The 21137-nt window shown below is 42.4% G+C and carries 20 protein-coding genes and 1 pseudogene; 8 read left to right on the top strand and 13 right to left on the bottom strand.

From position 1 onward, the window contains the following. The 7 genes and pseudogenes from ACXMYH_RS00890 (at nt 1) to ACXMYH_RS00860 (ending at nt 6498) form a co-directional block, all read left to right on the top strand. Nucleotides 1–1320: a 2-hydroxyacyl-CoA dehydratase subunit D gene (locus ACXMYH_RS00890; protein ID WP_243022342.1), complete on the top strand. Its 1320-nt coding sequence runs from the start codon at nt 1–3 to the stop codon at nt 1318–1320. 1 nt (nt 1321) lies between these two features. Next, entirely contained in the window at nt 1322–2449 is a 1128-nt protein-coding gene (locus ACXMYH_RS00885) for a 2-hydroxyacyl-CoA dehydratase subunit D (protein WP_118532671.1), read from the top strand. Nucleotides 2450–2589: 140 nt separating this feature from the next. Then, complete coding sequence (locus tag ACXMYH_RS00880) at nt 2590–2817, top strand: hypothetical protein (RefSeq protein WP_486555326.1); 228 nt, start codon at nt 2590–2592, stop codon at nt 2815–2817. A gap of 59 nt (nt 2818–2876) precedes the next feature. Then, nucleotides 2877–4127 (top strand): sigma-54 interaction domain-containing protein, encoded by a 1251-nt coding sequence (locus tag ACXMYH_RS00875; protein WP_486555325.1) that lies wholly within the window; start codon nt 2877–2879, stop codon nt 4125–4127. A gap of 174 nt (nt 4128–4301) precedes the next feature. Beyond that, a pseudogene (locus ACXMYH_RS00870) lies at nt 4302–5270 on the top strand (transposase); the annotation flags it as partial. Between the two features lie 407 nt (nt 5271–5677). Beyond that, nucleotides 5678–6208 carry a hypothetical protein gene (locus ACXMYH_RS00865; RefSeq protein WP_118532673.1) on the top strand — a complete coding sequence of 177 codons (531 nt, stop codon included), beginning with the start codon at nt 5678–5680 and terminating at the stop codon, nt 6206–6208. A gap of 14 nt (nt 6209–6222) precedes the next feature. Continuing rightward, nucleotides 6223–6498 carry a hypothetical protein gene (locus ACXMYH_RS00860; protein WP_486555324.1) on the top strand — a complete coding sequence of 92 codons (276 nt, stop codon included), beginning with the start codon at nt 6223–6225 and terminating at the stop codon, nt 6496–6498. A 65-nt stretch (nt 6499–6563) separates the two neighbouring features. On the opposite strand, the gene ACXMYH_RS00855 is transcribed toward ACXMYH_RS00860, so the two are convergent. Beyond that, nucleotides 6564–7250, bottom strand: coding sequence for a recombinase family protein (locus ACXMYH_RS00855; RefSeq protein ID WP_486555323.1), 687 nt, complete (start codon nt 7248–7250; stop codon nt 6564–6566). Nucleotides 7251–7439: 189 nt separating this feature from the next. Here ACXMYH_RS00855 and ACXMYH_RS00850 point away from each other — a divergent pair, with 189 nt between their 5' ends. Beyond that, on the top strand, nt 7440–8120 hold the full coding sequence (locus ACXMYH_RS00850; protein WP_486555322.1) for a recombinase family protein: 681 nt from the start codon (nt 7440–7442) through the stop codon (nt 8118–8120). Nucleotides 8121–8203: 83 nt separating this feature from the next. Here ACXMYH_RS00850 and ACXMYH_RS00845 read toward each other — a convergent pair whose 3' ends face one another. The 12 genes from ACXMYH_RS00845 to ACXMYH_RS00790 all read right to left on the bottom strand — a co-directional run bounded on the left by ACXMYH_RS00845 (nt 8204) and on the right by ACXMYH_RS00790 (nt 21126). Next, nucleotides 8204–9568 carry an ATP-binding protein gene (locus ACXMYH_RS00845; RefSeq protein ID WP_486555321.1) on the bottom strand — a complete coding sequence of 455 codons (1365 nt, stop codon included), beginning with the start codon at nt 9566–9568 and terminating at the stop codon, nt 8204–8206. A gap of 30 nt (nt 9569–9598) precedes the next feature. Then, nucleotides 9599–10954, bottom strand: a complete 1356-nt coding sequence (locus ACXMYH_RS00840) for an ATP-binding protein (RefSeq protein WP_486555320.1) — start codon at nt 10952–10954, stop codon at nt 9599–9601. Between the two features lie 91 nt (nt 10955–11045). Beyond that, nucleotides 11046–12125 (bottom strand): phosphoadenosine phosphosulfate reductase domain-containing protein, encoded by a 1080-nt coding sequence (locus tag ACXMYH_RS00835; protein WP_486555319.1) that lies wholly within the window; start codon nt 12123–12125, stop codon nt 11046–11048. 115 nt (nt 12126–12240) lie between these two features. After that, a complete protein-coding gene (locus tag ACXMYH_RS00830) occupies nt 12241–13137 on the bottom strand; it encodes a DUF5688 family protein (protein ID WP_486555318.1) in 897 nt (298 codons plus the stop codon). A gap of 48 nt (nt 13138–13185) precedes the next feature. Continuing rightward, complete coding sequence (locus ACXMYH_RS00825; RefSeq protein ID WP_486555317.1) at nt 13186–14103, bottom strand: DUF5688 family protein; 918 nt, start codon at nt 14101–14103, stop codon at nt 13186–13188. A 2-nt stretch (nt 14104–14105) separates the two neighbouring features. Beyond that, nucleotides 14106–14405, bottom strand: a complete 300-nt coding sequence (locus tag ACXMYH_RS00820) for a hypothetical protein (RefSeq protein WP_486555316.1) — start codon at nt 14403–14405, stop codon at nt 14106–14108. An 18-nt stretch (nt 14406–14423) separates the two neighbouring features. After that, complete coding sequence (locus ACXMYH_RS00815; protein ID WP_486555315.1) at nt 14424–15182, bottom strand: hypothetical protein; 759 nt, start codon at nt 15180–15182, stop codon at nt 14424–14426. A gap of 18 nt (nt 15183–15200) precedes the next feature. Continuing rightward, a complete protein-coding gene (locus ACXMYH_RS00810; RefSeq protein ID WP_486555314.1) occupies nt 15201–16133 on the bottom strand; it encodes a YqaJ viral recombinase family nuclease in 933 nt (310 codons plus the stop codon). Between the two features lie 197 nt (nt 16134–16330). Beyond that, nucleotides 16331–16855, bottom strand: coding sequence for a JAB domain-containing protein (locus tag ACXMYH_RS00805; protein ID WP_486555313.1), 525 nt, complete (start codon nt 16853–16855; stop codon nt 16331–16333). A gap of 249 nt (nt 16856–17104) precedes the next feature. Then, nucleotides 17105–18037, bottom strand: coding sequence for a DUF932 domain-containing protein (locus ACXMYH_RS00800; RefSeq protein ID WP_486555312.1), 933 nt, complete (start codon nt 18035–18037; stop codon nt 17105–17107). Nucleotides 18038–18188: 151 nt separating this feature from the next. After that, on the bottom strand, nt 18189–19697 hold the full coding sequence (locus ACXMYH_RS00795; RefSeq protein ID WP_486555311.1) for a hypothetical protein: 1509 nt from the start codon (nt 19695–19697) through the stop codon (nt 18189–18191). 22 nt (nt 19698–19719) lie between these two features. Further along, on the bottom strand, nt 19720–21126 hold the full coding sequence (locus ACXMYH_RS00790; protein ID WP_486555310.1) for a hypothetical protein: 1407 nt from the start codon (nt 21124–21126) through the stop codon (nt 19720–19722). Nucleotides 21127–21137 lie beyond the last annotated feature (11 nt).

Genomic DNA, 21137 nt, shown 5'->3' with positions numbered 1-21137 from the left:
ATGAGTGAACATACAGAAAACGTAAAAATAGAGACCAGCACTCCGCAGACTGCTGCACCAGCCGCAGGCGCAGCACCAGCAAAACCGAAGCGTCCAAAGCCGAAGAGCATGATCATGTTGGGCGAGCAGACCGCTGCTCTCTTCGATAATGCCCGCCTCGCAAAAGAACGCGGCGAGAAAGTCGGCTGGTCCGCCTCTATCTTCCCGCAGGAAATCGCCGAAACCTTAGGTCTCAATGTCCTCTATCCGGAAAACCATTCTGCAGGAATCGCTGCCAGACACCAGGCTGACCCGTTTCTTCAGGAATGCGAAGGTCCTCTCGGCTACTCCAACGACCTCTGCGCATATGCGAAAGTTAATTTAGCATATGCCTCCGTCTTAAACGGCGAGAGTGATGTGGAGCTTCCGGATGGCGGAAAGATGGTAAAACCAGATTTTCTTCTCCTCACAAACAATATCTGCAACCAGCTCACCAAATGGTATGAAAATCTGGCAAGGCAGATGAATATTCCGATCTTCTTTATCGATACATGTTACAACCCGTGGGATTATGTGACCGAGACCCGTGTCCGCTATGTACGTGCACAGATCGACCAGCTCATCAAGGATCTCTGTGAATTTACCGGAAAGACCTGGGATGATGAGCGCTTTAAAGAAGTCATGAAGATCAGTCAGCGAAACAGCTACCTCTGGGAGCGCGCCAACAATCTTCTTGACCGCAAGCCTTCTCCGTTAAGTGGATTTGAGCTTTTCAACTACATGTCTGCAATGGTCTGCAACCGTGGAAAGACTTCCTCCACCGCAATTCTGGAACAGCTCAACAGCGAGATTGAAAAACATATTGAAGAAGGCACTTCCACATTCCCGGTCGAGGAACAGTTCCGTATCTCCTGGGACGGCATTGCCTGTTGGCCGTATCTGAGCCACAACCTCCGTACCTTAAAAAAATACGGCATCAACATGGTTGCTTCCAGTTACGGAAAAGCATGGGCAATCGAATATGAGGACCTCGACGGCATGGCACGGGCTTACTGTTTCGCTTCCACGAACGGCGACAATGCCAGCACCATGATTGACCGCCGTCTTGAAGCGCTGAAACGCTTCGGATGCGAAGGAACGATCTACCATGTCAACCGAAGCTGTAAGGTTATGGACTGCCAGATGATGGAAGTTCAGCGCCAACTCTCCAAGGCCGCCGGTGTACCGTTTACCGCATTTGACGGAGATCAGGCTGACTACCGAAATTACAGTGAAGCACAGTTTGAAACGCGCATCCAAGGTCTTGTGGAAGTTATGAAACAGAATAAGGAGGACTTTTAAGATGGCTGATTTACATACAAATATTGAATGTCTTAAGAATGCCTGTAAAAATCCCCGGGCACAGCTCGATAAATATCTGGCAGCCGGAAAAAAAGTAATTGGCTGCTTTGAACCATACACTCCGGAGGAACTCGTCCATGCCAGCGGCATGATTCCAATGGGACTCTGGGGCGGTCACACCGAATTAAAGCTCGTAAAGAGTTATCTCCCTGCATTTGCCTGCCCGATCATGCAGGCAAACCTGGAATTTGGCCTCAACGGCACTTATAAAGGAATCAGCGGTGTTATTATCCCGGCAATCTGCGATACACTCCGCTGCATGACCCAGAACTGGCGCTTCGGCGTTCCGGATATTCCGATGATCCCCATCGTATATCCGCAGAACCGCACCTCACCGGCAAGCACAGACTACCTGATCAGCGAGTACGAGAATGTTCTTGTCATGCTGGCCACCACTACTGGTCAGATGATGACGGAAAAAGCACTCTGCAGATCCATTGAGATCTATAATGAACACAATGCCGTTATGCGGGAATTCTCTGCACTGGCAGTCAAGCATCTTGATGTTATCACTCCTACTGTCCGTCATGCAGTAATGAAGAGCGCATTCTTCTTCGAAAAATCCGAGCACACCGCTATCGTAAAAGAGATCAATGAGGCTCTCAAAGCGCTGCCGGACTATAAGTTTACCGGCAAAAAAGTCGTTCTCACCGGCATCACCGGTGAACCGGAAGAATTTCTGGAAATTCTTGAAGCAAACAACATCGCCGTTGTCGGAGATGATCTGGCACAGGAAAGCCGCCAGATCCGCACCGATACCCCACTTTCCGGAGGCGGCGGACTCAAGCGTCTCGCACTCCAGTGGAAAGATCGTACCTGCTGCAGCCTGATCCACGAAATCGGCAAGCCGCGCGGTGCTCTTTTAACCGAGCTCTGCAAGGAAAATGATGCCGACGGTGTCATCAACTGCCTGATGAAATTCTGTGATCCGGAAGAGTACGACCAGCCATGGTTCGAAGGTGACTTGAAAAAAGCCGGTTATCCGTGCCTGACCGTCGAAGTCGATCCGTTAAATACAAGCTTTGAGCAGCTTCGCACCCGCATCCAGACGTTTGCCGAAATGCTCTGATTTTCCAGCAGAAACCTTCAATCCCCTTCTTCTCCTATAAGAAAAACGCAGGAATCAGGACCCCCATAAATTTTCCTCCTGATTTCTGCGTTTTTGTATGATATAATAGTACAAAAGAAAAATATGAAAGGAACTCCTGTATGGCCGATTCTGAACTTCATAATTTACTTCCTTTTGCTGAAATACTCGATAACATTGATGTCGGGATCGCCTTGTTCGATCCGCAGGGAAATTACCTGTTTGTCAATACAAACCTGATCAACTGGAGAAATATTCCCCGCGCGGAATTTCTCAGCCACAATGTCCATGATTTTTTGAAGATCATGGATGTCTGCGTCTTTGATCTTGTCATGGAAAAAAGCAGCTAGTAAAGCGGCTTCAGACCTACCGTAATTTCCACAATATGGATGGAGTGACCCGACTGCGTATGGTCACCGGAATACCGATCTTCGACGCATTCGGAAATATCCAGTATGTGATCAGTATGATGCAGGATATACAGACTTTTGAAGATCTGTATCATTCCCTGTTAAAAGAACATAAGATCATCAACTATGATACAAAGGAACCTGCTGTCCGTGAAAAGCAGGATATCGTGGCGAAAAGTCCCGCATTTCAACAGCTCCTGTCCGTCGCAGCGAATGTGGCTTCTTTGGATTCCACAGTCCTTCTCTACGGAGAATCTGGAAGCGGAAAGGAAGTTCTTGCCCACTATATCTATGAACACAGTGAGCGGTGTGGCAAACCGCTGATTACGGTCAACTGTGCCGCATTTCCTGAAAATCTGATTGAGGCAGAGCTATTCGGCTATGAAAAAGGGTCTTTTACCGGAGCTGCAAAGGATGGAAAAATAGGATTGGTGGAAGCTGCAGACGGTGGTACCCTGTTTCTCGATGAGATTAATTCACTGCCAATCAATGTACAGGGAAAGCTGCTCCGAACACTGGAAGAAAAAAGTATTCAGAGAATCGGCTCCACAAAAACAAAAAAGGTCAATTTTCGCCTAATCGCGGCAACAAACCGGAACCTCCAGAAACTCGTGGAGCAAGGGCAATTTCGTGAGGACCTGTATTACCGGATCCAGGTCATTCCTCTTACGATTCCACCACTCCACAACCGTAAAGAAGATATTATTCCCCTGTGCCTTCATTTTCTTCACTATTTTGGAAAAAAGTATAATCTTCAAAAGGAATTTTCCGATTCTGTTCTGGACGCAGTACAGCGCTATTCATGGCCGGGAAACGTCCGGGAACTACGCAATTTTGTGGAGCGTATGGTCGTCATGACCCCACGCGCCACCAGAATGATCAGCCAGATTCCGGATGGTCTGCTGGATATTACTCCCGATGAGCGACATGACTCTGGCAAGGATATTCCTGAGACGAAATCCACGGTCTCTGCGATTTTCCCAAGCGGACCGATTCCACAGGCACCACTCCCGATATCATTTTCAGACAGTATTACCAGTCATTTTCCCGGCGGTGTCACCGTTCCGGCCACAATTTCCGGTGTCAGGCGCTCCAATATGCCTACCCGCGACCAAATTATCGCCGCCCTCCAGACCTGCTCCGGACATCGTGAAAAGACGGCCGAATATCTTGGAATCTCACGGAGATGCCTGCAATATAAAATCAAGGAGTACCATATTTCGCCACGGTGCCATTATGATGATAAATAGAATAGAACACGGGTCCGGAGCTCTTCCCATATAAAAGAGATAAGCCTTTTTGATCGACCGGAAGCTTCTGCCAATAAAAAGGGGCTGGTGCACTAACGTGCGGCAGCTCATTTTATATATCCAACACAAAACGCCGAGCTTCGAAAAGCCCGGCGTTCGTGGTATAATCAGTTTATGCGACTAAACAAAATAATACAGAGGGATTATACCTCATTTTCGCTGTATTATCAAATCAAACTTTCGCTGGATTTAGAGATTTCTATTCCATCTGATGATCCAGTTCGTCTGGTAAGTGCCTTTGTGGAGGAAATGGACCTTTCTGAACTATATAAAACTTATGGCAGGATCAGAAAAAATCAGGCAACGCCGCGTCAGATGCTGAAACTCGTTATCTATGCAGCAATGAATCGAATCTACTCAAGTCGAGATATCCGAAAAGCATGTAAACGGGATATCAACTTTATGTATCTCCTTGAAGGAATGCCTGCCCCTGATCATGCAACGATTGCGCGTTTTATCTCCCTACATTTTTCTGCCTGCGCAAAGGTTCTGCTTGCCCAAATGTCAGATCTGCTCTATCTTCTTGGTGAGATTTCGGGAAAGACCATTTTTATTGATGGCACCAAGATTGAATCGGCAGCCAATAAATATACATTTGTATGGAAACGGGCTATTACGAAAAATCAGGCTCGGTTATACACAAAACTAACTTCTTTTGTGGCTGAATGCGAAGAACTCTATGGAATCAGGACCGTATACCATGACCAGATATCCATCCATACATTAAAACGGTTAAAAAAGCAGTTGTGCCGCGTCAAAGTACAGGAGGGAATTGTGTTCGTGCATGGAATTGGACGTAGAAAAACACAGTTGCAGAAATCCCTGGAACAGCTGGATCAATATCTGGAGAAACTAAAGGAATATACGAAAAAACTGTATACGCTTGGAGATAGAAACAATTATTCCAAAACAGACCCGGATGCGACCTTCATGAGAATGAAAGAAGATGCGATGCTGAATGGACAGTTAAAACCTGCTTATAACATCCAGCACGGAGTGGACTCTGAATACATCATATGGATTGATATTAGCCCGCGTCCAACCGATACATGCACCCTGATCCCTTTTTTGAAAGATATGGAATTTGCTATTGCGACAGCCCCTTTTTTATGGAAGGCAACCTTGTAATTCGGGAAAGGTCAACTGCTCGAAATAAATCGGTTGCAAAAAATCATTTTCTTAGGTGCGGATATAGCTAAGCGAATAGTAAAATGACAATATTACTACATCCACATCAAAAATGAAGAATTTCTTACATTTCAACTGAAAACTTGCAGAATTTTTATGATTGATTTGCTAATATTGCGCTTTTAAAACAACTATGATAGAATTTACACATAGAAAAACGAAACACATACTTAATTTCACTATATTTAAACATAAAAGGAGTGAATCCAATGAACAAATAAATACTTTTATTTTAAGCACCCCCACAATTTGACACTATCAAATCAAGGAGGTACTTTTATAAAAAAATTAGAAAAAGAATTATGAGTCTTATTCTTACAGCAATTCTTATTTGCACCACTTTTACGTCAACTGTCTTGGCTGCAGAAACTGCACCATTAAGATTATACATGTCATCCGGGGAAATTGCCAGAGAGCAGGCATACTTCGATTCTCTCAGCAGGGATGAACTGATCCAGGTATTAATGACAAAATACGGAGCTACAGAAACTGAAGCTGAAAGGTTAGTTGACCTTGCTTATGAAAATACCCAGCCGTATTCCGCAAGGGCGAAAGCTTTTCCTTCGAACCCATCCATTGGGCAAACATGCGTTATTGATGTAACGATTCACGTTGACGATGCCGCAACAGCTGCTGGAATTGCTAGTGAAATTATGGCTGCTTCGCCTTATGTGACTTTAGCAGCCGCGCTTTATGCTGCCAATATATTACTTACGGCTGGAAGTATGATATATGGATATACAGTTGTACTCCATATTAGTTATACCTATGGATATACAAACGATGGTGTTTTAGGTTGGACCCCGGGCTATGTATCTTATGAGATTTATTAATTGAGAGGTATGCTATGAAATATAAGGGAAATGTCTATTCGTATTTTAATTTATCAGGGATATTATTTTGTATTTTTATTGCATGGGCATCCTATTACAATTATAAGAATTTACAAATAACCGGACTTTTGGCTTTTTTTATATTCTGCGTATTGAAGTGTGCAATGCTTGCAAAATTTAAAAAAGATATACTTGAAAAAGATACTCCCTTATTATTTAAAGTTTCTAACCATGTGTTTGGAATAGCATTTATTATCATGGATATCTTTATCTTTTATGTAAATAGGTGATCACTGGTCGCCTATGTTAAAGGAACTTAAGGCGGAAATACACATGGATGCATTTCCGCCTTTTACTATGCAATTGGAAATTTAGATAAGTCGTTTCTATATTTGTAGTAAGTGCCGCGACTGATGCCGATTACTTTCATGCAGTCAGATGGACAAAGATCTCCACCAAAGAGCGTATCACGTTTCAGAATAATATTTTTTGCCTTTCGTTCCTTCTCGGTGATGCACCGGCCACGAGGCCGGCCGAGCTGCTTTCCAGAACGTCTGGCTGTTTCTAATCCCTCGATCGTTCGTTGCCTGAGATCATCCAGTTCCTTATGGGCCTGTTGAAAGGCAATACGGACTTGCTTTTCTGCAAGCTTCACTTGATATGCTTCGATGGCCTCCAGAATTATATCAACCTCCGTGCCAGTCCGTGGAATTTGCATCTGACAGGCTTCCCGATATACATCCGTGTTGATCCCAGGCTCCACGAAGAAAAACAAGTTCACTTTTCTTTTATACAGATCCAGGTATTCCTTTACTCCATCATCCTCATCACGGGCCATTCTGGAAACCGAATCAAAATATATATTATCTCCAGGCATAAATCTGGGATAATATCTCCGCCACTTAGGCCGATCCTGTGTGCTACCAGTAAAAATTTCCTTGATGATAACAAGGTTCGGATCCGGACACATCAGGCGGATGTTGCGCTCCTGTCGTTCCACGTTCTGAAATTTTGTAGAAATCCTTATATATCCATAGTTCAATGCACATCTCTCCCGATTGTATGAAAAAAATGTTATATTTATAGTGTACAGATGATTGGCAATATACGCAAGTTGAAACTGTATAAAAAAACGACCGTTTTTTTCATACACTTATATCTTCCATTATTAGAGCATGTATTGTATAATATAAATGTAAGCTTTTTATCATACACATTGGAGGATACCTCATTGATATACGGATACGCAAGAATTTCCAGCAAGCACCAAAACATCGACCGCCAGATTCGCAACATTAAATCTCGCTACCCAGATGCCATAATGATCATCGAAGTTTATACTGGTCGAACACAGGACCGCCCTAAGTGGGTAAATCTGATCTCCCTGGTAAAAGAAAATGATAAGATTGTCTTCGACTCTGTTTCCAGAATGTCTCGTACTTCGGATGAAGGGTTTGCAGACTACAAAGCGCTCTATCAGCGGGGCATTACATTAGAATTTATAAATGAACCACAAATCGATACTGCTGTGTACCGTGAATCTCTTCAGATTGATATTCCAATGACCGGTACTGATGCTGATCTGATTCTTAAAGGCGTGGAGCAGTATCTGATGAAATTGGCTGAAAAGCAAATTAAAATAGCCTTTGACCAGGCACAGAAAGAAGTTGACGATCTCCGTCAGCGTACCATTGAGAGTCTGCAAACCGCCCGCTTAGCCGGGAAAAAACTCGGTCGTCCACATGGGCGCTGTATTACAGAAAAGGAACGGAAGGCAAAAAATATCATCATCAAGCGGGACAAATTCTTTGGCGGAGATCTATGTCCGACTGACTGCATGAAAGTAATTGGCATCAGCCGTAACACCTATTATAGATATCGCAAGGACCTACAGCAGGCAACTAATGCATAGATTTTCACCTGCTGCCCCAACAAAAAATGAGAGCAGCTGCCATCCACATAGCTTCTGCTCTCAAATTTTATAAAATGTTTCCTCTAATTAAACTGAAACTTCGCTATCCCATAAATCGGGATCGTGTAAGTATTTCCATGGATTCCACCATGCGTATTTCCCTTTGCGTACAAAACATAATCTGCTTTTCTCTTCTCCCGGATCTCCTCTGCGGTCTTTCCACTGTTTTTTCCAGCCTTAACCTCAACAGCATATGTGTGTTGGCCTGCATGAATTGACTTGACAAAGAAATCAATCTCATATTTTCCCCATGTAGAAAATGCCGGGGTTTCCAATGCAATTTCCCTTGGAAATGAAATTCTCCGTTTCAGATCAAGATACACGAAATTTTCATTGACTACTCCCTGTATATCACCTGCACTACATCCTGTCTGTGTCAGGAAATACGTTGTAAGTCCCAGATCCATGAAGAACGCTCTTGATTTTGCCTTGTAAGACAGAATATCACATCCAGTCAGTTTTCCGGCAAATCCGATAATCCCTGCACTGTGGAGCCAGTCAATTGCCCGGTTTACCGCAGCTTTTGAAAGATTGCTTGAGTATTCTCTCACAACAAGGCTTTGAAGTTCTTCACTGAAACTGTCTTCCTCGAATCCCTTTTTTTCCCTCACAAGAAGTCTTGCGACACTCGTAAACAGGTTCTCATAGCTATCGTATTCCAGGATGTCTTTAAAGTATCTCCGGCTCTCATTTGCGAACAGGCGAACGATCTTCTCAAGAGTCAATTGGCACTGAGAGATGCTACCTGTCTCCATATAAGTTAGCACAACTGCCGGATATCCGCCAATCGTGCAGTATATATGGTAAAGCTCTTCCAGCTCCCGGTACGTATTTTCACTGCTGTTTCCATATAAATCCAGCTGCTGGTATAGCTTTTCCTTTCCTAATGCCATTAAAAACTCTTCAAAGCTGAGAGTCTGAATATCAATTGCGTCCAAATCCCCAGCCGAATATTTAAAGTCGTCATTCAGAATTCTTCCACGGTAGCTTCCTGTAATGATAAAATCACACGCCAGATTTCTCGTAAACTCCCGAATCCGGTTATAAATATCTACCGATTCCTGAATCTCATCAATGATCACAACCGTGTCTGAGTCATCAACAAACGTAGGGTCATATCGTTTAATCAACTCATACACAGGATTCTCATACCGTTCTCCCTGTTTCATGTCCTGAATGAGATCTCTGTAATGGCTCACCAGTAATTCCCCAGAAAGTTCCAGAAGATTTACATAAATTTTTCTTTTATATTCCCGGTCCGCAAACTTATTGACCAAATAAGTTTTTCCAACCTGTCTTGCCCCTGACACTTCAAGTGTAGAATGGTTCGGTTTATTCTTCCATGCAAGCAATTTACTAGATGCTTTTCTTTCTAAATCGATTTGCATCTTGTCCTCCCGTCCACTCATTCATCCATTTTATACTGTCTCATAGGGGAATCGGCATCCGATCGTATAAATCGGTATCGTTGCAAAGCGTTTTCCCTGTCCACCGTATGATACTGCACACCGGAAGCCTTTATCTATCAGACCTTTGTCCTTATAATATTCCAATGACTTCGCGCGATTATTTCCTGTCTTTACTTCAAGTCCATAACGAGTGTCCTCTTTATCGACAACAACAAAGTCCAGTTCATAATCTCCACAGATAGAAAAACATGGTTTATCACCTCGTACACGTTTTTCTCCTGGAGCAGCCTGATATAAACGGTTCAACTCTGTATACGCGAAAGTCTCTGTCAGCATTCCCTCAATCGCATCTCTCGGAACCGTAATCATATCAGAAATGTAGTTTGCGATTCCCGGATCAGCAAAATACGCTCTCCTGTTGCTGACGACATCAGTCACATCACCATTATTGTAAAGATCGCAGTAACCAATGATCCCAGAATACAGCAACCATGAAGCCGCCGCACGCACTTCATTTCTACTCACTGGCTCCTTTACGTTATCTTTTACAAAATTCGTTACAAATTCCAGAAATGTCTTCCCTGTTCCTTTCTTTTCTTCTGTGATCTGTACCAAAACACCTTTATACACTTCTCTAAAAATGCTAAGTGCCGTGCTATTTGGAAAGAATCGGCTTGACTCTGCCGTAAATGTACGAATCAAATTAGCAAGAATTCTCTTACACGCGGCAACTTTTTTGGTTTTTATGAAAGTCGTTACGACTTGTGGATAGCCGCCGATTTTTCGATATACCTGATAAGCATCTTCAATTTTCTGATATTCTTCCTCACTGGAATTTGAGCTTAAACTGATCGTTTCCAATTCTTTCTCGATTCCCAATGCCCTGCAAAATTCTTTGAATGACAATGGGTACATTTGAAGATATTCAATCCCGGCAGGAAGAAAGAAGTCTTTGGAATTTACTGTCCTTGCAAGATAGCTTCCGCTGACAATAATGTCGCATCCAAGTTGTTCTCTCAAATCACGAATTGCATTATAGACATTTGCTCTTTCCTGAATCTCATCAATTACCAGGATCGTGCTTTCATCATCTACATACTCACCGATTCCTGCATTTCTGCAATATTCCTGCATGAAATGATCCGTAAGCATTAGATCTTCAAATCCATACTCATCTCGAACAAGATTTACATAAACAACCTGTTTATAGTGGCTATATGCAAATTTTCTGACTTCATGAGTTTTTCCAACCTGTCTCGGTCCTTCGACCTGTAAAACAGTATCATTGCGGTTACTCTTCCAGTCTAAAAGTTCTTTTTGCACATCACGATCCAACTCAATTTTATTCTTTACAAATCCAGCCATTTCTGACCCTCCTCTCTCACTTCAGCCATCATTGTTATCATTATAGCAAATTCCACTTAGAATTCCTATCATCACCTGAAAAAATAGTATTTTATGCGGTTTTTCTCTTATCACCATCATCTTTGAGCGCTTCATCGCATTCTGTCGCAATATGGCATCTTTGCAACGCCTCCTCATATGTAACTCCATGATTCTCAATTTTTAAGATTCCTTCGCACATCCGACGATGTACCGGATTTTTTGAACACCGCAGCCTCTGAATTCGGTTCGGCTCTTTCTCCAGATGACAACCAAATCCACACATCACGCAGCCAGTTCGGCTCTCGCCTGTCGTAACCCATTCTCCCGTTTCATCCCATACCACTTCTCCATATACGCAACAGATAGGAATTCTATGATCCATTTTATATTGCAGTACGTCTTCCCTTATCCAGAACCCCATCGGCTGACTCTTAATTGTATGGCCATCATAGACATTGCACCCTGTATGATTATACTGGTTTTCTCTTTTAAATCCCTCATCCTGCGTAATTCCCATCATCGGATATCTCTTACTCTCCCGCGCATACCGTCGCAGCGGTTCCTTTTTTAGGATCTCACAGCAAGCATCCGAAATATCTTCCGGCACCTTCTCAATATCAGTCAAATACTGCCATTTTTTCGCAAGCATACCAAAACGTCCTCTCTCATCTCCATTCAGTAAATAATTCCGATAGCGTGCGCTCAGTTTTCCATAGCGTAACTTTTTAATCTTCCCCGCCGTGTCCTTACTGATAATCGGGAAACCTTTATGTTCCATCACCCATCGGATTCCATGTTTAGGGTATAACGTCACCAGTTCGATATCCAGTTCTGGAAATTTCCTTTTTAACCACTCCGTGTACTCCTGGACAAATACCTGAATTTCTGGAAATTCCGTTCCTGTGTTTACAAATACCAGCGGAAGTTTTCCCTCCAGATGGTACTTTCTATATGCCTCGCAAACCAGATAGGCCAGCACTGTACTGTCCAATCCCCCAGAAAACGATACATATACCATTCCGTTCCAGTGTTGATACCATTCATACACCCGGTACATTGAAAATGAAGGTTTCAGCTCATACGGCTGATATTTCATGCTTTTAAAGTTATCCTTTGGAAATTTAAACGTCTCTTTTAATAAAAATGCCATATCGTTCCTCTTTCTGTGTGGATGATCCACCTATTTTTATCTCATTACCAAATATAAAATGCCGACAGAATCGTTTCTTTTGATCCTGTCGGCATTTCCACCTGTTATTTCCTATTTACGCAACCATCAGACTGTCTTTGTCCTTTTGATACAAGTATACCTGATTTGAAAGCTGTTCTTCCCTTCTTACCGCATCATCATTTACATTCTGTACCGTTCTGCGAAATACGTCCAGATCCATCCACTCCTCATACGGAAGAACCAATACTTCATGTACGGATGATGGCAGTACCACCAGATCACTCTTAAACTCCTCCGCTCTTCTTTTCAATTCTCCCGAGCGTAAAATCTCGGTTGCTCCATAAGCGCACTTCTTATTTGTCATAATATACATATCCAGACCGCTACTTTCAGACGTTGTATGTAACACACTCTCCACAAAATCTGACAGACGGTAAAATGTTCCATCGTCTTCTCTTTCCATATTTGCAAGTGCTGTCTGGTACAGATCCCCCGGTGTCACATTCCAGGTATCTATGAGCTGGTGATTCACTTCAATCGATTTCTGCTCATCACCATCCCCATCAAAATTTAGATGAAACGTAATCGCCAGATCTAAATAAGAAATCCACGGAATATTCTTCAATCGGTTCTGATTTTCTTCTGCGTTCACTAACCGCATATGAATCCGGTCTTTCACCGCAGGAAATCCCTTCTTGATTTCATTTCCAAGTTCTACTATTTCCGTCTCCTGCTCCCACGCTTTATTGGCTATAGTCTCTATTTCCCTGCTTATCCCATACAGTGTTTCCTCATTCTGGCTCTCCTTATATTCTTCATAATAACCTTCTAATTTGATCATCGGTCCAACCATACTACCTGATTTTCTAATGGAGATGCACACAGTGATTTTTCCATTATTTTCTGCTTTCTCTACAATTTCTCCCAGATATCCCGTACCGGTTGTTACCTGATTTAAAACATCCTCTGCAAATTCTCTTAATGTCTTCATATCCATTTCCTCCATAGGCATTTATATAAGATTTCTGATCCACATCGATTAGGCTGCTATTTCCAACTCTTCTTTCCCCCGCCTATACCGATAAATATGCGGTGACAGCTGCTCCTCTGTTTTTACGCACCCCAGATTCATCTCCATTAAAAGCGTTTTCATATCCTCAACAGGTGCATTCGGCATCTCTGGTATTGCCATCAATTCATGAACCGATGTCGGGAACACGATCAGATCTGTAGCAAGCTGATGCGCAAGTTTCTCAAATGGCTCCTTATCAAGAATTACTGACGCTCCATCTGCCTCCAACCGATTCTGGATCACATAAACCGGCAGATCCAACCTGTCTCCATTCGGTATATGATCCCTGTCAAAAGCCGTCTGATTTAAAATAATATCCTCCAACAGCTCGATCTTATAGGGGAACTTCCTCTTCATATTGATAAGAGCCTGCTCATGCAATTCTTCCATTGATACGTTCATCTGCTCCAGCATCTTTTTTGTGACTCTGACGCTATATATGTAGGGTCCATATTCTTTAAATTCCAGGCTATAAACAACTGCCAAATCCAGATATTCCGTGTTTGAAACCTTACGCAGTAATTTTAAGTTTCTCGCCCTATTGATGATCTGGCAGCATACCCTTGGACGCATTTTTTCCCAGTCAGACATATCTCTGAAAATAGAGTTGCTTTCTGTAATCGTTTCTGGTTTTACATCCACCCGGATCATTTTACCGATACACTCCCGCAGATCAGCATCATGATCAAAGAATCCGTAAAACTGCTCCAGATAGGCACTTCGATGGATCCTGTTTCCATGAATCATTGCTTCTGTCCCCTGATAAATCAGTTCATTGTTCTTAGCTATCGTAGATTCTTCAATCGTCGCTGACCTTCCAATCTTTAGCTTTGCAGTACGTTTTACCAGTTCCATAAACTTCTCCATTGTAATCTTTACTTCCATCCCTATTTCCTCCGTTCAATTTTATCTAAATTCTGGATCTTATTCGCTACGTAGAGTCCGTCTAAGAATCCATTCTGATAGATTGCCATTTCCTTTTCGTTGTTACCCTCCAGGACCATCTCCATATATTCCTCGAAGAGCTGCTTCTCCACATCATTCAGTCTTCCAAGCAGTTCATCTCGTTTCTGTCCCTCTCTCTGGTAAAAATCCTTTTTCTTCCGCCATTCCGCAAGAAGGACCTGTTCGATCCGCTTTGATGCTGCCTCTTTGAATAATCCCAAAATTCCATCACATGATATCATTGTCTTATGTCTCCTTCCTTAAGCTGCTGATCTGGACTTTTTAAGGCCTGACATGGCATCCCGGTATTGCTCCGCTGTCATCTGATTGATATCGGACAGTCCATATCTTCTCAACACAGTCTGCCATGATACCCCGGTACGGTCCAGTTCCCTCTGTAACTCGTCTATGCGGTTCTGCATCGCTTTCTCCGCCAGTTTCGTCCTGACCTCCGTTGGGTTCCCTTTGGTCTGTTTTGACCGGCTCTGCGCTTCCTCCTTTCTCTTCCCCGCATAGTACGAATAAATAATTTCACCCCTCTGATTCTGGATCTGCAATCCAATAATCTCCCGCTTATCGTTATAATTGATATCCGTGACCTGAAAACGGTCTTTGGTAACATACTTTTCCTTGATTTTCTGAATATTTACCTTCTCTACGGGAACCCAGATAAACGGAGCAGAGTACAACTCTCTTCCGATCCCCCAGTTTACACACGCTCTCTTAAAACTGTCCGATGCCTGTCCCTTTTCTTTCTCCGTATAACTTTCTTTCCCGACATCCTGCTTCCCGATCCACTGGCTCTTTTCTGTATCCCATACCTCAACGGTACAATAGAGATTCCCGTCAATTACCTGATGGCTGCGCTTCCAGCCAAACGTCGTGAACGTTTCATCAAGAATCCGCTGATCCACGCGGGCATCCTTGTATAGTAATAGGGACACTCCTGTCTCCGTAACCATTGCTACTCTGCATTCAATTTCATCCGCATGAAGCAGACGTATCTCTTTATCTGCCATAATAAAATCCTCCCCTCATCATGCAGCCGAATTCACTACAAACCGTCTGGATGATATCGCCTTTGTATATTTCTGGTAAATTTCTGGATTCTCCTGCTTTAACTTCTTACTGTCCAAGCGTTCTGACTTTACAGACTGCCATATTACCCGAAACTTTTCACTCACAGCGGTCGCATGATCTCCCATGTAGAGTTTGATCTCTTGATCGATCTTCCCCTGTTCCTGCTCCAGATCCTTAATCTGTTCCTGGATCTCTGCTCTCCGGCACAGCTTTGCATCGAAAGATTTCAGCGGAAGAGCTTCTTCAACGCTGGATTCCGGGAACCTTTGCAAAAGGAACTTATCATCTGCTTCAGATCCATTTGGCTGCGGCGCTTTCCCCGTCAGGATATGATTCTTCCAGAAGTTCTCCTCCACTGTAATCAGGTTCTGGATCATCTCCTCATCCCAGCTGATCTTCGCGTACTTAAATTCCTGCCCCAGAATGACAACAGCAATATACCAGTTCTTCTTTCCAGTTACTGCCATATAGTGGTAACACTGGATCATATAATGCGCCGGGATCTTACCATCCTTCCACTTATCAGCGTTATAAGCATTCGCCGTCTTGCATTCCAGGCCTGCATCTTCTCCTACCACAAGCCGATCCACATCCGCAAGCATAAATGGGTGCTCTTCTGAGCGGTACATGAAATTTGACCGTCGCACCTTCTTTCCAGTCTCTTCCATAAATCGCCGTGCTACATACTCTTCCAGATCCCGTCCCTGCCTCATTGACTCGCTGTCTTTATCCTGCACCTCTTCACTCGTTTTGTCATAAAAGACCTGCAATGGACTGGAATATGGATTCAGCCCGCACACTGCTCCCGCATCAGATCCGCCAAGACCTGTTTTCCTTAAATGTAACCACTCTGTTCTCTCGATTCCCTGTAATGACATTTTTGTCTCCATCAAATCTCTCCTCTTGCTATATTTGGCTGCCGCACCTCCGCTTCTCGAAATTCCCAGTTATCTTTCGCCCCAAAAGGAATTATGCAAATCTGCGTTTTGGAGCAATTTATTCAATGTATATATGGGGCGAAAGATCCCTGATAATTTCAAGGCGCTCCGGCGCGGCAGGTGATTCCTGTTCCCATTCAGTCGCTCTCTCAAGCAACTGCATCACTTTCTGGAAAGATCTCAAGCTTTCCATTTTCTCTGAAACTATAAAAGTCATCATCTCCTACGATAATATGGTCTATCATCGGAAGATTCAGGATACGTCCCGCCGTCACCAAACGCTCTGTAAATTTTTCATCCTCCCTGCTCGGAAGCGTATATCCCGATGGATGATTATGAAAGCAGATAATATATGAAGCATTATTCAATAATGCGTGCTTAAAGATGTTCTTTACATCTACCGCACAGGAATCCACACCGCCTACTGCGACAATCTCCACTGCCATCGGCTCCAGCTTCGCATTTACGCTCATGACAAGCATCATCTCCCGGTCTGTCTTAGAAAGCATCGGGCGCACTGCTTCAACCGCACCCTCCGCCGATGTAAAGCGCCTTGTCCCATATAAAACGCTTCCCTCCCGAACCATCTGAAGCTTTACAATCTCTACTCTTTTTCTGGGAATCGGACGTTTCATCATATCTTCAATCGTTCTCTTCTGTAATTCTTCGTTCATGATATTCCTCCAGTTCTTTAGCTTACCTCTGATTAGCTTCATCGATATTCTTTGTTAAACCGATGCATCTCGGGTTCTCGCAAATAAATAAAGGACAGGAACGCATCTCACGTCCTGTCCTCTACACTTCCTTATGGTCTAAAAATCTTGATAATAAGCTCAATCACAATCCACGGCATCGGTCTCACCTCCTTTCGATAGCTCATTCAGGAGGTTATTTTGTAATTTTCTTTTCATACTGCCCTGTCGTCATGCTGCCTTTAACAGTTCACAGGCTCTATCGATCATCGCATTTCCTTCAACGGTTCTGGCGAAAAGGTTTTCCTTATAATTTGCCGTTGTCCGCAATGGTTTTGCATGAGTTGCATAATCTGATACCGCATTGATAAATCGATAGCCGTTCTGCCCCACATCTTTAAGATCCGGTGCATCATAGTAGCGTGCCATCATGTCCTCCTTCATCCGGCGGATATTCTTCACCTGCTGTGGAGTCGGATCTTCATAGATCGGGAACAGCGCATTAATATACTCTTTGACCTTTTGGTCAGAAAGCTTGATCTGATTCATTCGCTCAATCGTCTTTCCTAACTCTGTCATGTACTTTTCAGCATAGAGCAGCGAATCTCTGGCATCCATGATCTTCCCATTCATATCTCCCGTATGGTTCGTGGACCATACACGCTTTGCCGAACTCAGTGCAAGATTTAAGGTATTCTGGCAGACAACCCGGATCGGTGTCATTGCCGCCTTGATCGCACCTGTTCCATCATGAGCATTCATGAATACCAGATACGGCTCGATCTCATCTCCGCTGATAATATATCTCTGCGGCAGTTTTGCAAGCATCCAGATCCGCCGTCCGTTCTGCAGGGATCCCGCCGTCTCATAAGAAACGCCTTCGCCCAACAGCTGATCTGTAAAGGCGAAGGCATCTTCATTCTGTACTACTTTATATCGGTCCGTGACAACTCCAAGGATCTGCTGATCTGTATCCCGGACATTTGCTTTGAATCCCGGAATCCGGTTCCCGTCATCCGTCATAATTGGTTTCTGAATGACTTTCCAGTCCAGGCCAGCAGCTACAAGCGCTTCCTTTGAATCCAAAGCATTCTCTACTCTGGTTCCTAATCCGTGCCACGGCTTCTCTCTGGTGTAAAACATGGTCTCTACGTTTGCTGACATATACATTACCTCCTTGAAATATGGTTTACTGTTTATTCAGGGATATAATATATATGCGTATTGTTTGATAAATCAATCTACTATCAACTCATAATTAAAGGACACTGGAAACCAACTAAGGTCCTCCAGTGCCCTTCCAATAATCTACTTATTATTGAAGATCATATTCCCAGTTATATTGTCCATCGTACAAATAATCATTCAAGAATGATCCATCTTCACCACCCTTAACTTGTGGGAAGTCCGCTGCTTCCATACTATACCAAGTGACTTCTACCTGATCCCCCACACCATCTGGATCCTGTCCATCTGTCTCAAATACAATATAGAGATCTGCATCCTGCGCACCCGAAATAGTGACGGAATTTCCAGAGAAGTTATTTACATATGGGTTATGCGTTGAGGTTGCTTCAATAGTGAGGTGAAGACTACCATCATCATTTTCCGTTATAGTCATCTTAGATGAGGTCATATCATCTGGAGTACAACTCCATACGGTATTGGGAATAATGCTAATGTCGAACGGTCCTCTGTACTCATCGATTGTTGCAAATCTTGTTTGCTGACCACTCTGCGCTGATGTTTCCTCTGGAGTAGTCTCTTCTACGGTTGTTTCCTGGGCTACGCTGGATGGTTCTGTCTCTGTCGGTGTTGTTTCTGAACTCGTAGTGTCCTCTTCAGTAGACTCTACTTGTTCATTTATAACATTTATGTCCCCACCAGATTGATAACTTATATAATGTCCGTAACTTGGCAAGTTGCCATTCCCATCAATAAGTTCGTTTTCCATGTGCCCCTTATACAAGTCACTTACCAGTGCCTCTATCTCGTCTGTATCTATACTTTCACCATCGACTTTCGCACCGGTAAGATGAAAAGCTCCTCCGTTGCTGTAGAAAAACTCCAATGATAAATCAACCAGATTTACAGTACCGCCCATAATATCACTAACATGATAGCACTTTCCACTAATATCGATAAATCCATCTTCATCTAGCAATGATGCGCGTACTTTCCATTTTGGGTTATCAAAAAATTCATCTGCCATCTCTCCAACAGTAATTGTGGTGTTGTTGAGTTCTGATGCTTTCAATGCAATAATTGGATTTATATAAGTATACGCATAAGAAATATATCCAATCCAGCCTATCGCTCCAAGCAGGCAAGCTATTTTACTTACCAATGAAAGATTTTCTTTTTTCTTCAAATCATTCAATTCTACTTCCAGATTAAAATCCGTATAAGCATGTTTTCCCCAGCAGGCTAATGATAATATGTCTTCAATTTGTTTTAATACAATATACTTTGCTTTCTTTCCTTTTATATGCAGAGTATAATATTCATTTTGTTTGGATATCGTTATTGTATACAGTTGCTTTTTTTCATCTATATAACAACGTATATTTATATCGTCCCCTGTGACAGTTACATCAAATTTTTTAAATGGCATTAACTGTCTTAACTTTACAGCGATTTCCTCTATTGGGATATTGGGAACCCTCACCAATTCATTATTTCTTAATCTATCCTGGTATTGGCTAGCAGCTTTGTTCACTTGCATTCTTACTTTAACTTCTACAAATATTGCAAATACTACCAGAGCTAATACTAAGATCGTCAAAATCATTACAATTACTTCAACGCTATTTGATGCTATCATTTAATCTCCTTCCCTCTGTAAATTATAGCCTGATTGCAATAATGCACACCACAATTAAAATTACAGTTAGAATAGTTCTTTCTTTCTTAATTTCTGCATCTCTTTCCGGATCGAAATCATCGTTCAATACATTTTCATCACTCGACTGATTTGGCTCATTCCAAGTCTCATACTCAACCCCAAATGAGCTTTGCAGAATTTTCTCATATTCATCTACCCGAACATTTCCAGTCTTTTTTATATTCTCCTTTTTATCTTCTTCTTCCACCTTCCTTATAAAGTCAGGCAAAGCTTTTAATGTTTCTCCATATTTCTTTTTTTCCAAATGGTTTCCGATTATGCCACCCACAATCAGAACCACTATGGCCGGTATGATTCCGCTGAATAAACCTGATAAAAATATTTTAATTACAAATACTACTATCGCACCTATTCCTACACGTAACTGCCAGTTATCAAAATCTTCTTTTTTGTTAGACTGCTTCTTCAAATACTGCTGATACGTCTCAGGATCATCCTTTTTCAGCTTTTCGAGCACCTTAGCTTTCACCATTTTTACATATTTCTCATATTCTTTTTGCGTGCTAAAGTGTTCATCCGCTGTTGCAACTTCTTGAGGCAAAGACTGCAATTTTGCTAATACCTGAGTATATACAAGTGATTCGTTATTTTCAGGAGCCTCTTCATTTAAATATACATATCTAAAGAAGTTACATAATGCTTCGGCATGTCTCTCTGATGCCATCGTTACAAAATCCTGTCCTAAATATACATACTGCTTATAATGTAAAAATTCCGCTGGCCGACCATGATTGGTATTTTTAGTTATAATACCTTTATCCGCTAGTACAATTTTTTCATCTGGAAGGATCATATATACAAGTTCTTTCCCGGACAGAAATCTACCTATATAATTCTTTACATTTTCAAGTGATTCAATTTCAAGCGGAGGATTTGAAGTGATTACATCCATCTGTGAAAATACATTTTTGAGATATTTTGTATTCGCTATTTTAATTCGTTCACCTATATTGGTTTGGAATGGCTCTACGAGCGACTGAGCTTGTACCTCTGAATAAAATGTAAACTTATCTACTCTATATTTATTCTCAGGTTCTGCATTTTTTTGTGCAGTCGCATTGCTCATTCTGCTATATTCAGTTTGCATTTTGATATCATCTGTACGCTTTCTTCTCTTGCTATATAGATAAAGTACAATAATACCTACAAATACTACTGCAACAGCTGGGTATTTCATTATAGCGGTTCCTAACAAGATACCAAAAAATAAGCTAAAAAATATCTCTTTACATATCCCTCTAAACAAATCAACATAATAAACATGAACTAGCTTATGATATACAATCCACAACAAAACAGCACATATCAAGCATAAATACATCCATGTATTACCTATAACACTATCCATAGTACTTTCTC

The sequence above is a fragment of the Pilosibacter sp. NGB245 genome (assembly GCF_057397225.1).
This window is presented reverse-complemented; position numbering and strand designations above follow the sequence as displayed.

Excerpts from the sequence above, each read along its gene's own strand:
- ACXMYH_RS00890 (WP_243022342.1), top strand. The coding sequence starts at position 1 with ATGAGTGAACATACAGAAAACGTAAAAATAGAGACCAGCACTCCGCAG.
- ACXMYH_RS00885 (WP_118532671.1), top strand. The coding sequence starts at position 1,322 with ATGGCTGATTTACATACAAATATTGAATGTCTTAAGAATGCCTGTAAA.
- ACXMYH_RS00880 (WP_486555326.1), top strand. The coding sequence starts at position 2,590 with ATGGCCGATTCTGAACTTCATAATTTACTTCCTTTTGCTGAAATACTC.
- ACXMYH_RS00875 (WP_486555325.1), top strand. The coding sequence starts at position 2,877 with ATGGTCACCGGAATACCGATCTTCGACGCATTCGGAAATATCCAGTAT.
- ACXMYH_RS00865 (WP_118532673.1), top strand. The coding sequence starts at position 5,678 with ATGAGTCTTATTCTTACAGCAATTCTTATTTGCACCACTTTTACGTCA.
- ACXMYH_RS00860 (WP_486555324.1), top strand. The coding sequence starts at position 6,223 with ATGAAATATAAGGGAAATGTCTATTCGTATTTTAATTTATCAGGGATA.
- ACXMYH_RS00845 (WP_486555321.1), bottom strand. The coding sequence starts at position 9,568 with ATGCAAATCGATTTAGAAAGAAAAGCATCTAGTAAATTGCTTGCATGG.
- ACXMYH_RS00840 (WP_486555320.1), bottom strand. The coding sequence starts at position 10,954 with ATGGCTGGATTTGTAAAGAATAAAATTGAGTTGGATCGTGATGTGCAA.
- ACXMYH_RS00835 (WP_486555319.1), bottom strand. The coding sequence starts at position 12,125 with ATGGCATTTTTATTAAAAGAGACGTTTAAATTTCCAAAGGATAACTTT.
- ACXMYH_RS00830 (WP_486555318.1), bottom strand. The coding sequence starts at position 13,137 with ATGAAGACATTAAGAGAATTTGCAGAGGATGTTTTAAATCAGGTAACA.
- ACXMYH_RS00825 (WP_486555317.1), bottom strand. The coding sequence starts at position 14,103 with ATGGAAGTAAAGATTACAATGGAGAAGTTTATGGAACTGGTAAAACGT.
- ACXMYH_RS00820 (WP_486555316.1), bottom strand. The coding sequence starts at position 14,405 with ATGATATCATGTGATGGAATTTTGGGATTATTCAAAGAGGCAGCATCA.
- ACXMYH_RS00815 (WP_486555315.1), bottom strand. The coding sequence starts at position 15,182 with ATGGCAGATAAAGAGATACGTCTGCTTCATGCGGATGAAATTGAATGC.
- ACXMYH_RS00810 (WP_486555314.1), bottom strand. The coding sequence starts at position 16,133 with ATGGAGACAAAAATGTCATTACAGGGAATCGAGAGAACAGAGTGGTTA.
- ACXMYH_RS00805 (WP_486555313.1), bottom strand. The coding sequence starts at position 16,855 with ATGAACGAAGAATTACAGAAGAGAACGATTGAAGATATGATGAAACGT.
- ACXMYH_RS00800 (WP_486555312.1), bottom strand. The coding sequence starts at position 18,037 with ATGTCAGCAAACGTAGAGACCATGTTTTACACCAGAGAGAAGCCGTGG.
- ACXMYH_RS00795 (WP_486555311.1), bottom strand. The coding sequence starts at position 19,697 with ATGATAGCATCAAATAGCGTTGAAGTAATTGTAATGATTTTGACGATC.
- ACXMYH_RS00790 (WP_486555310.1), bottom strand. The coding sequence starts at position 21,126 with ATGGATAGTGTTATAGGTAATACATGGATGTATTTATGCTTGATATGT.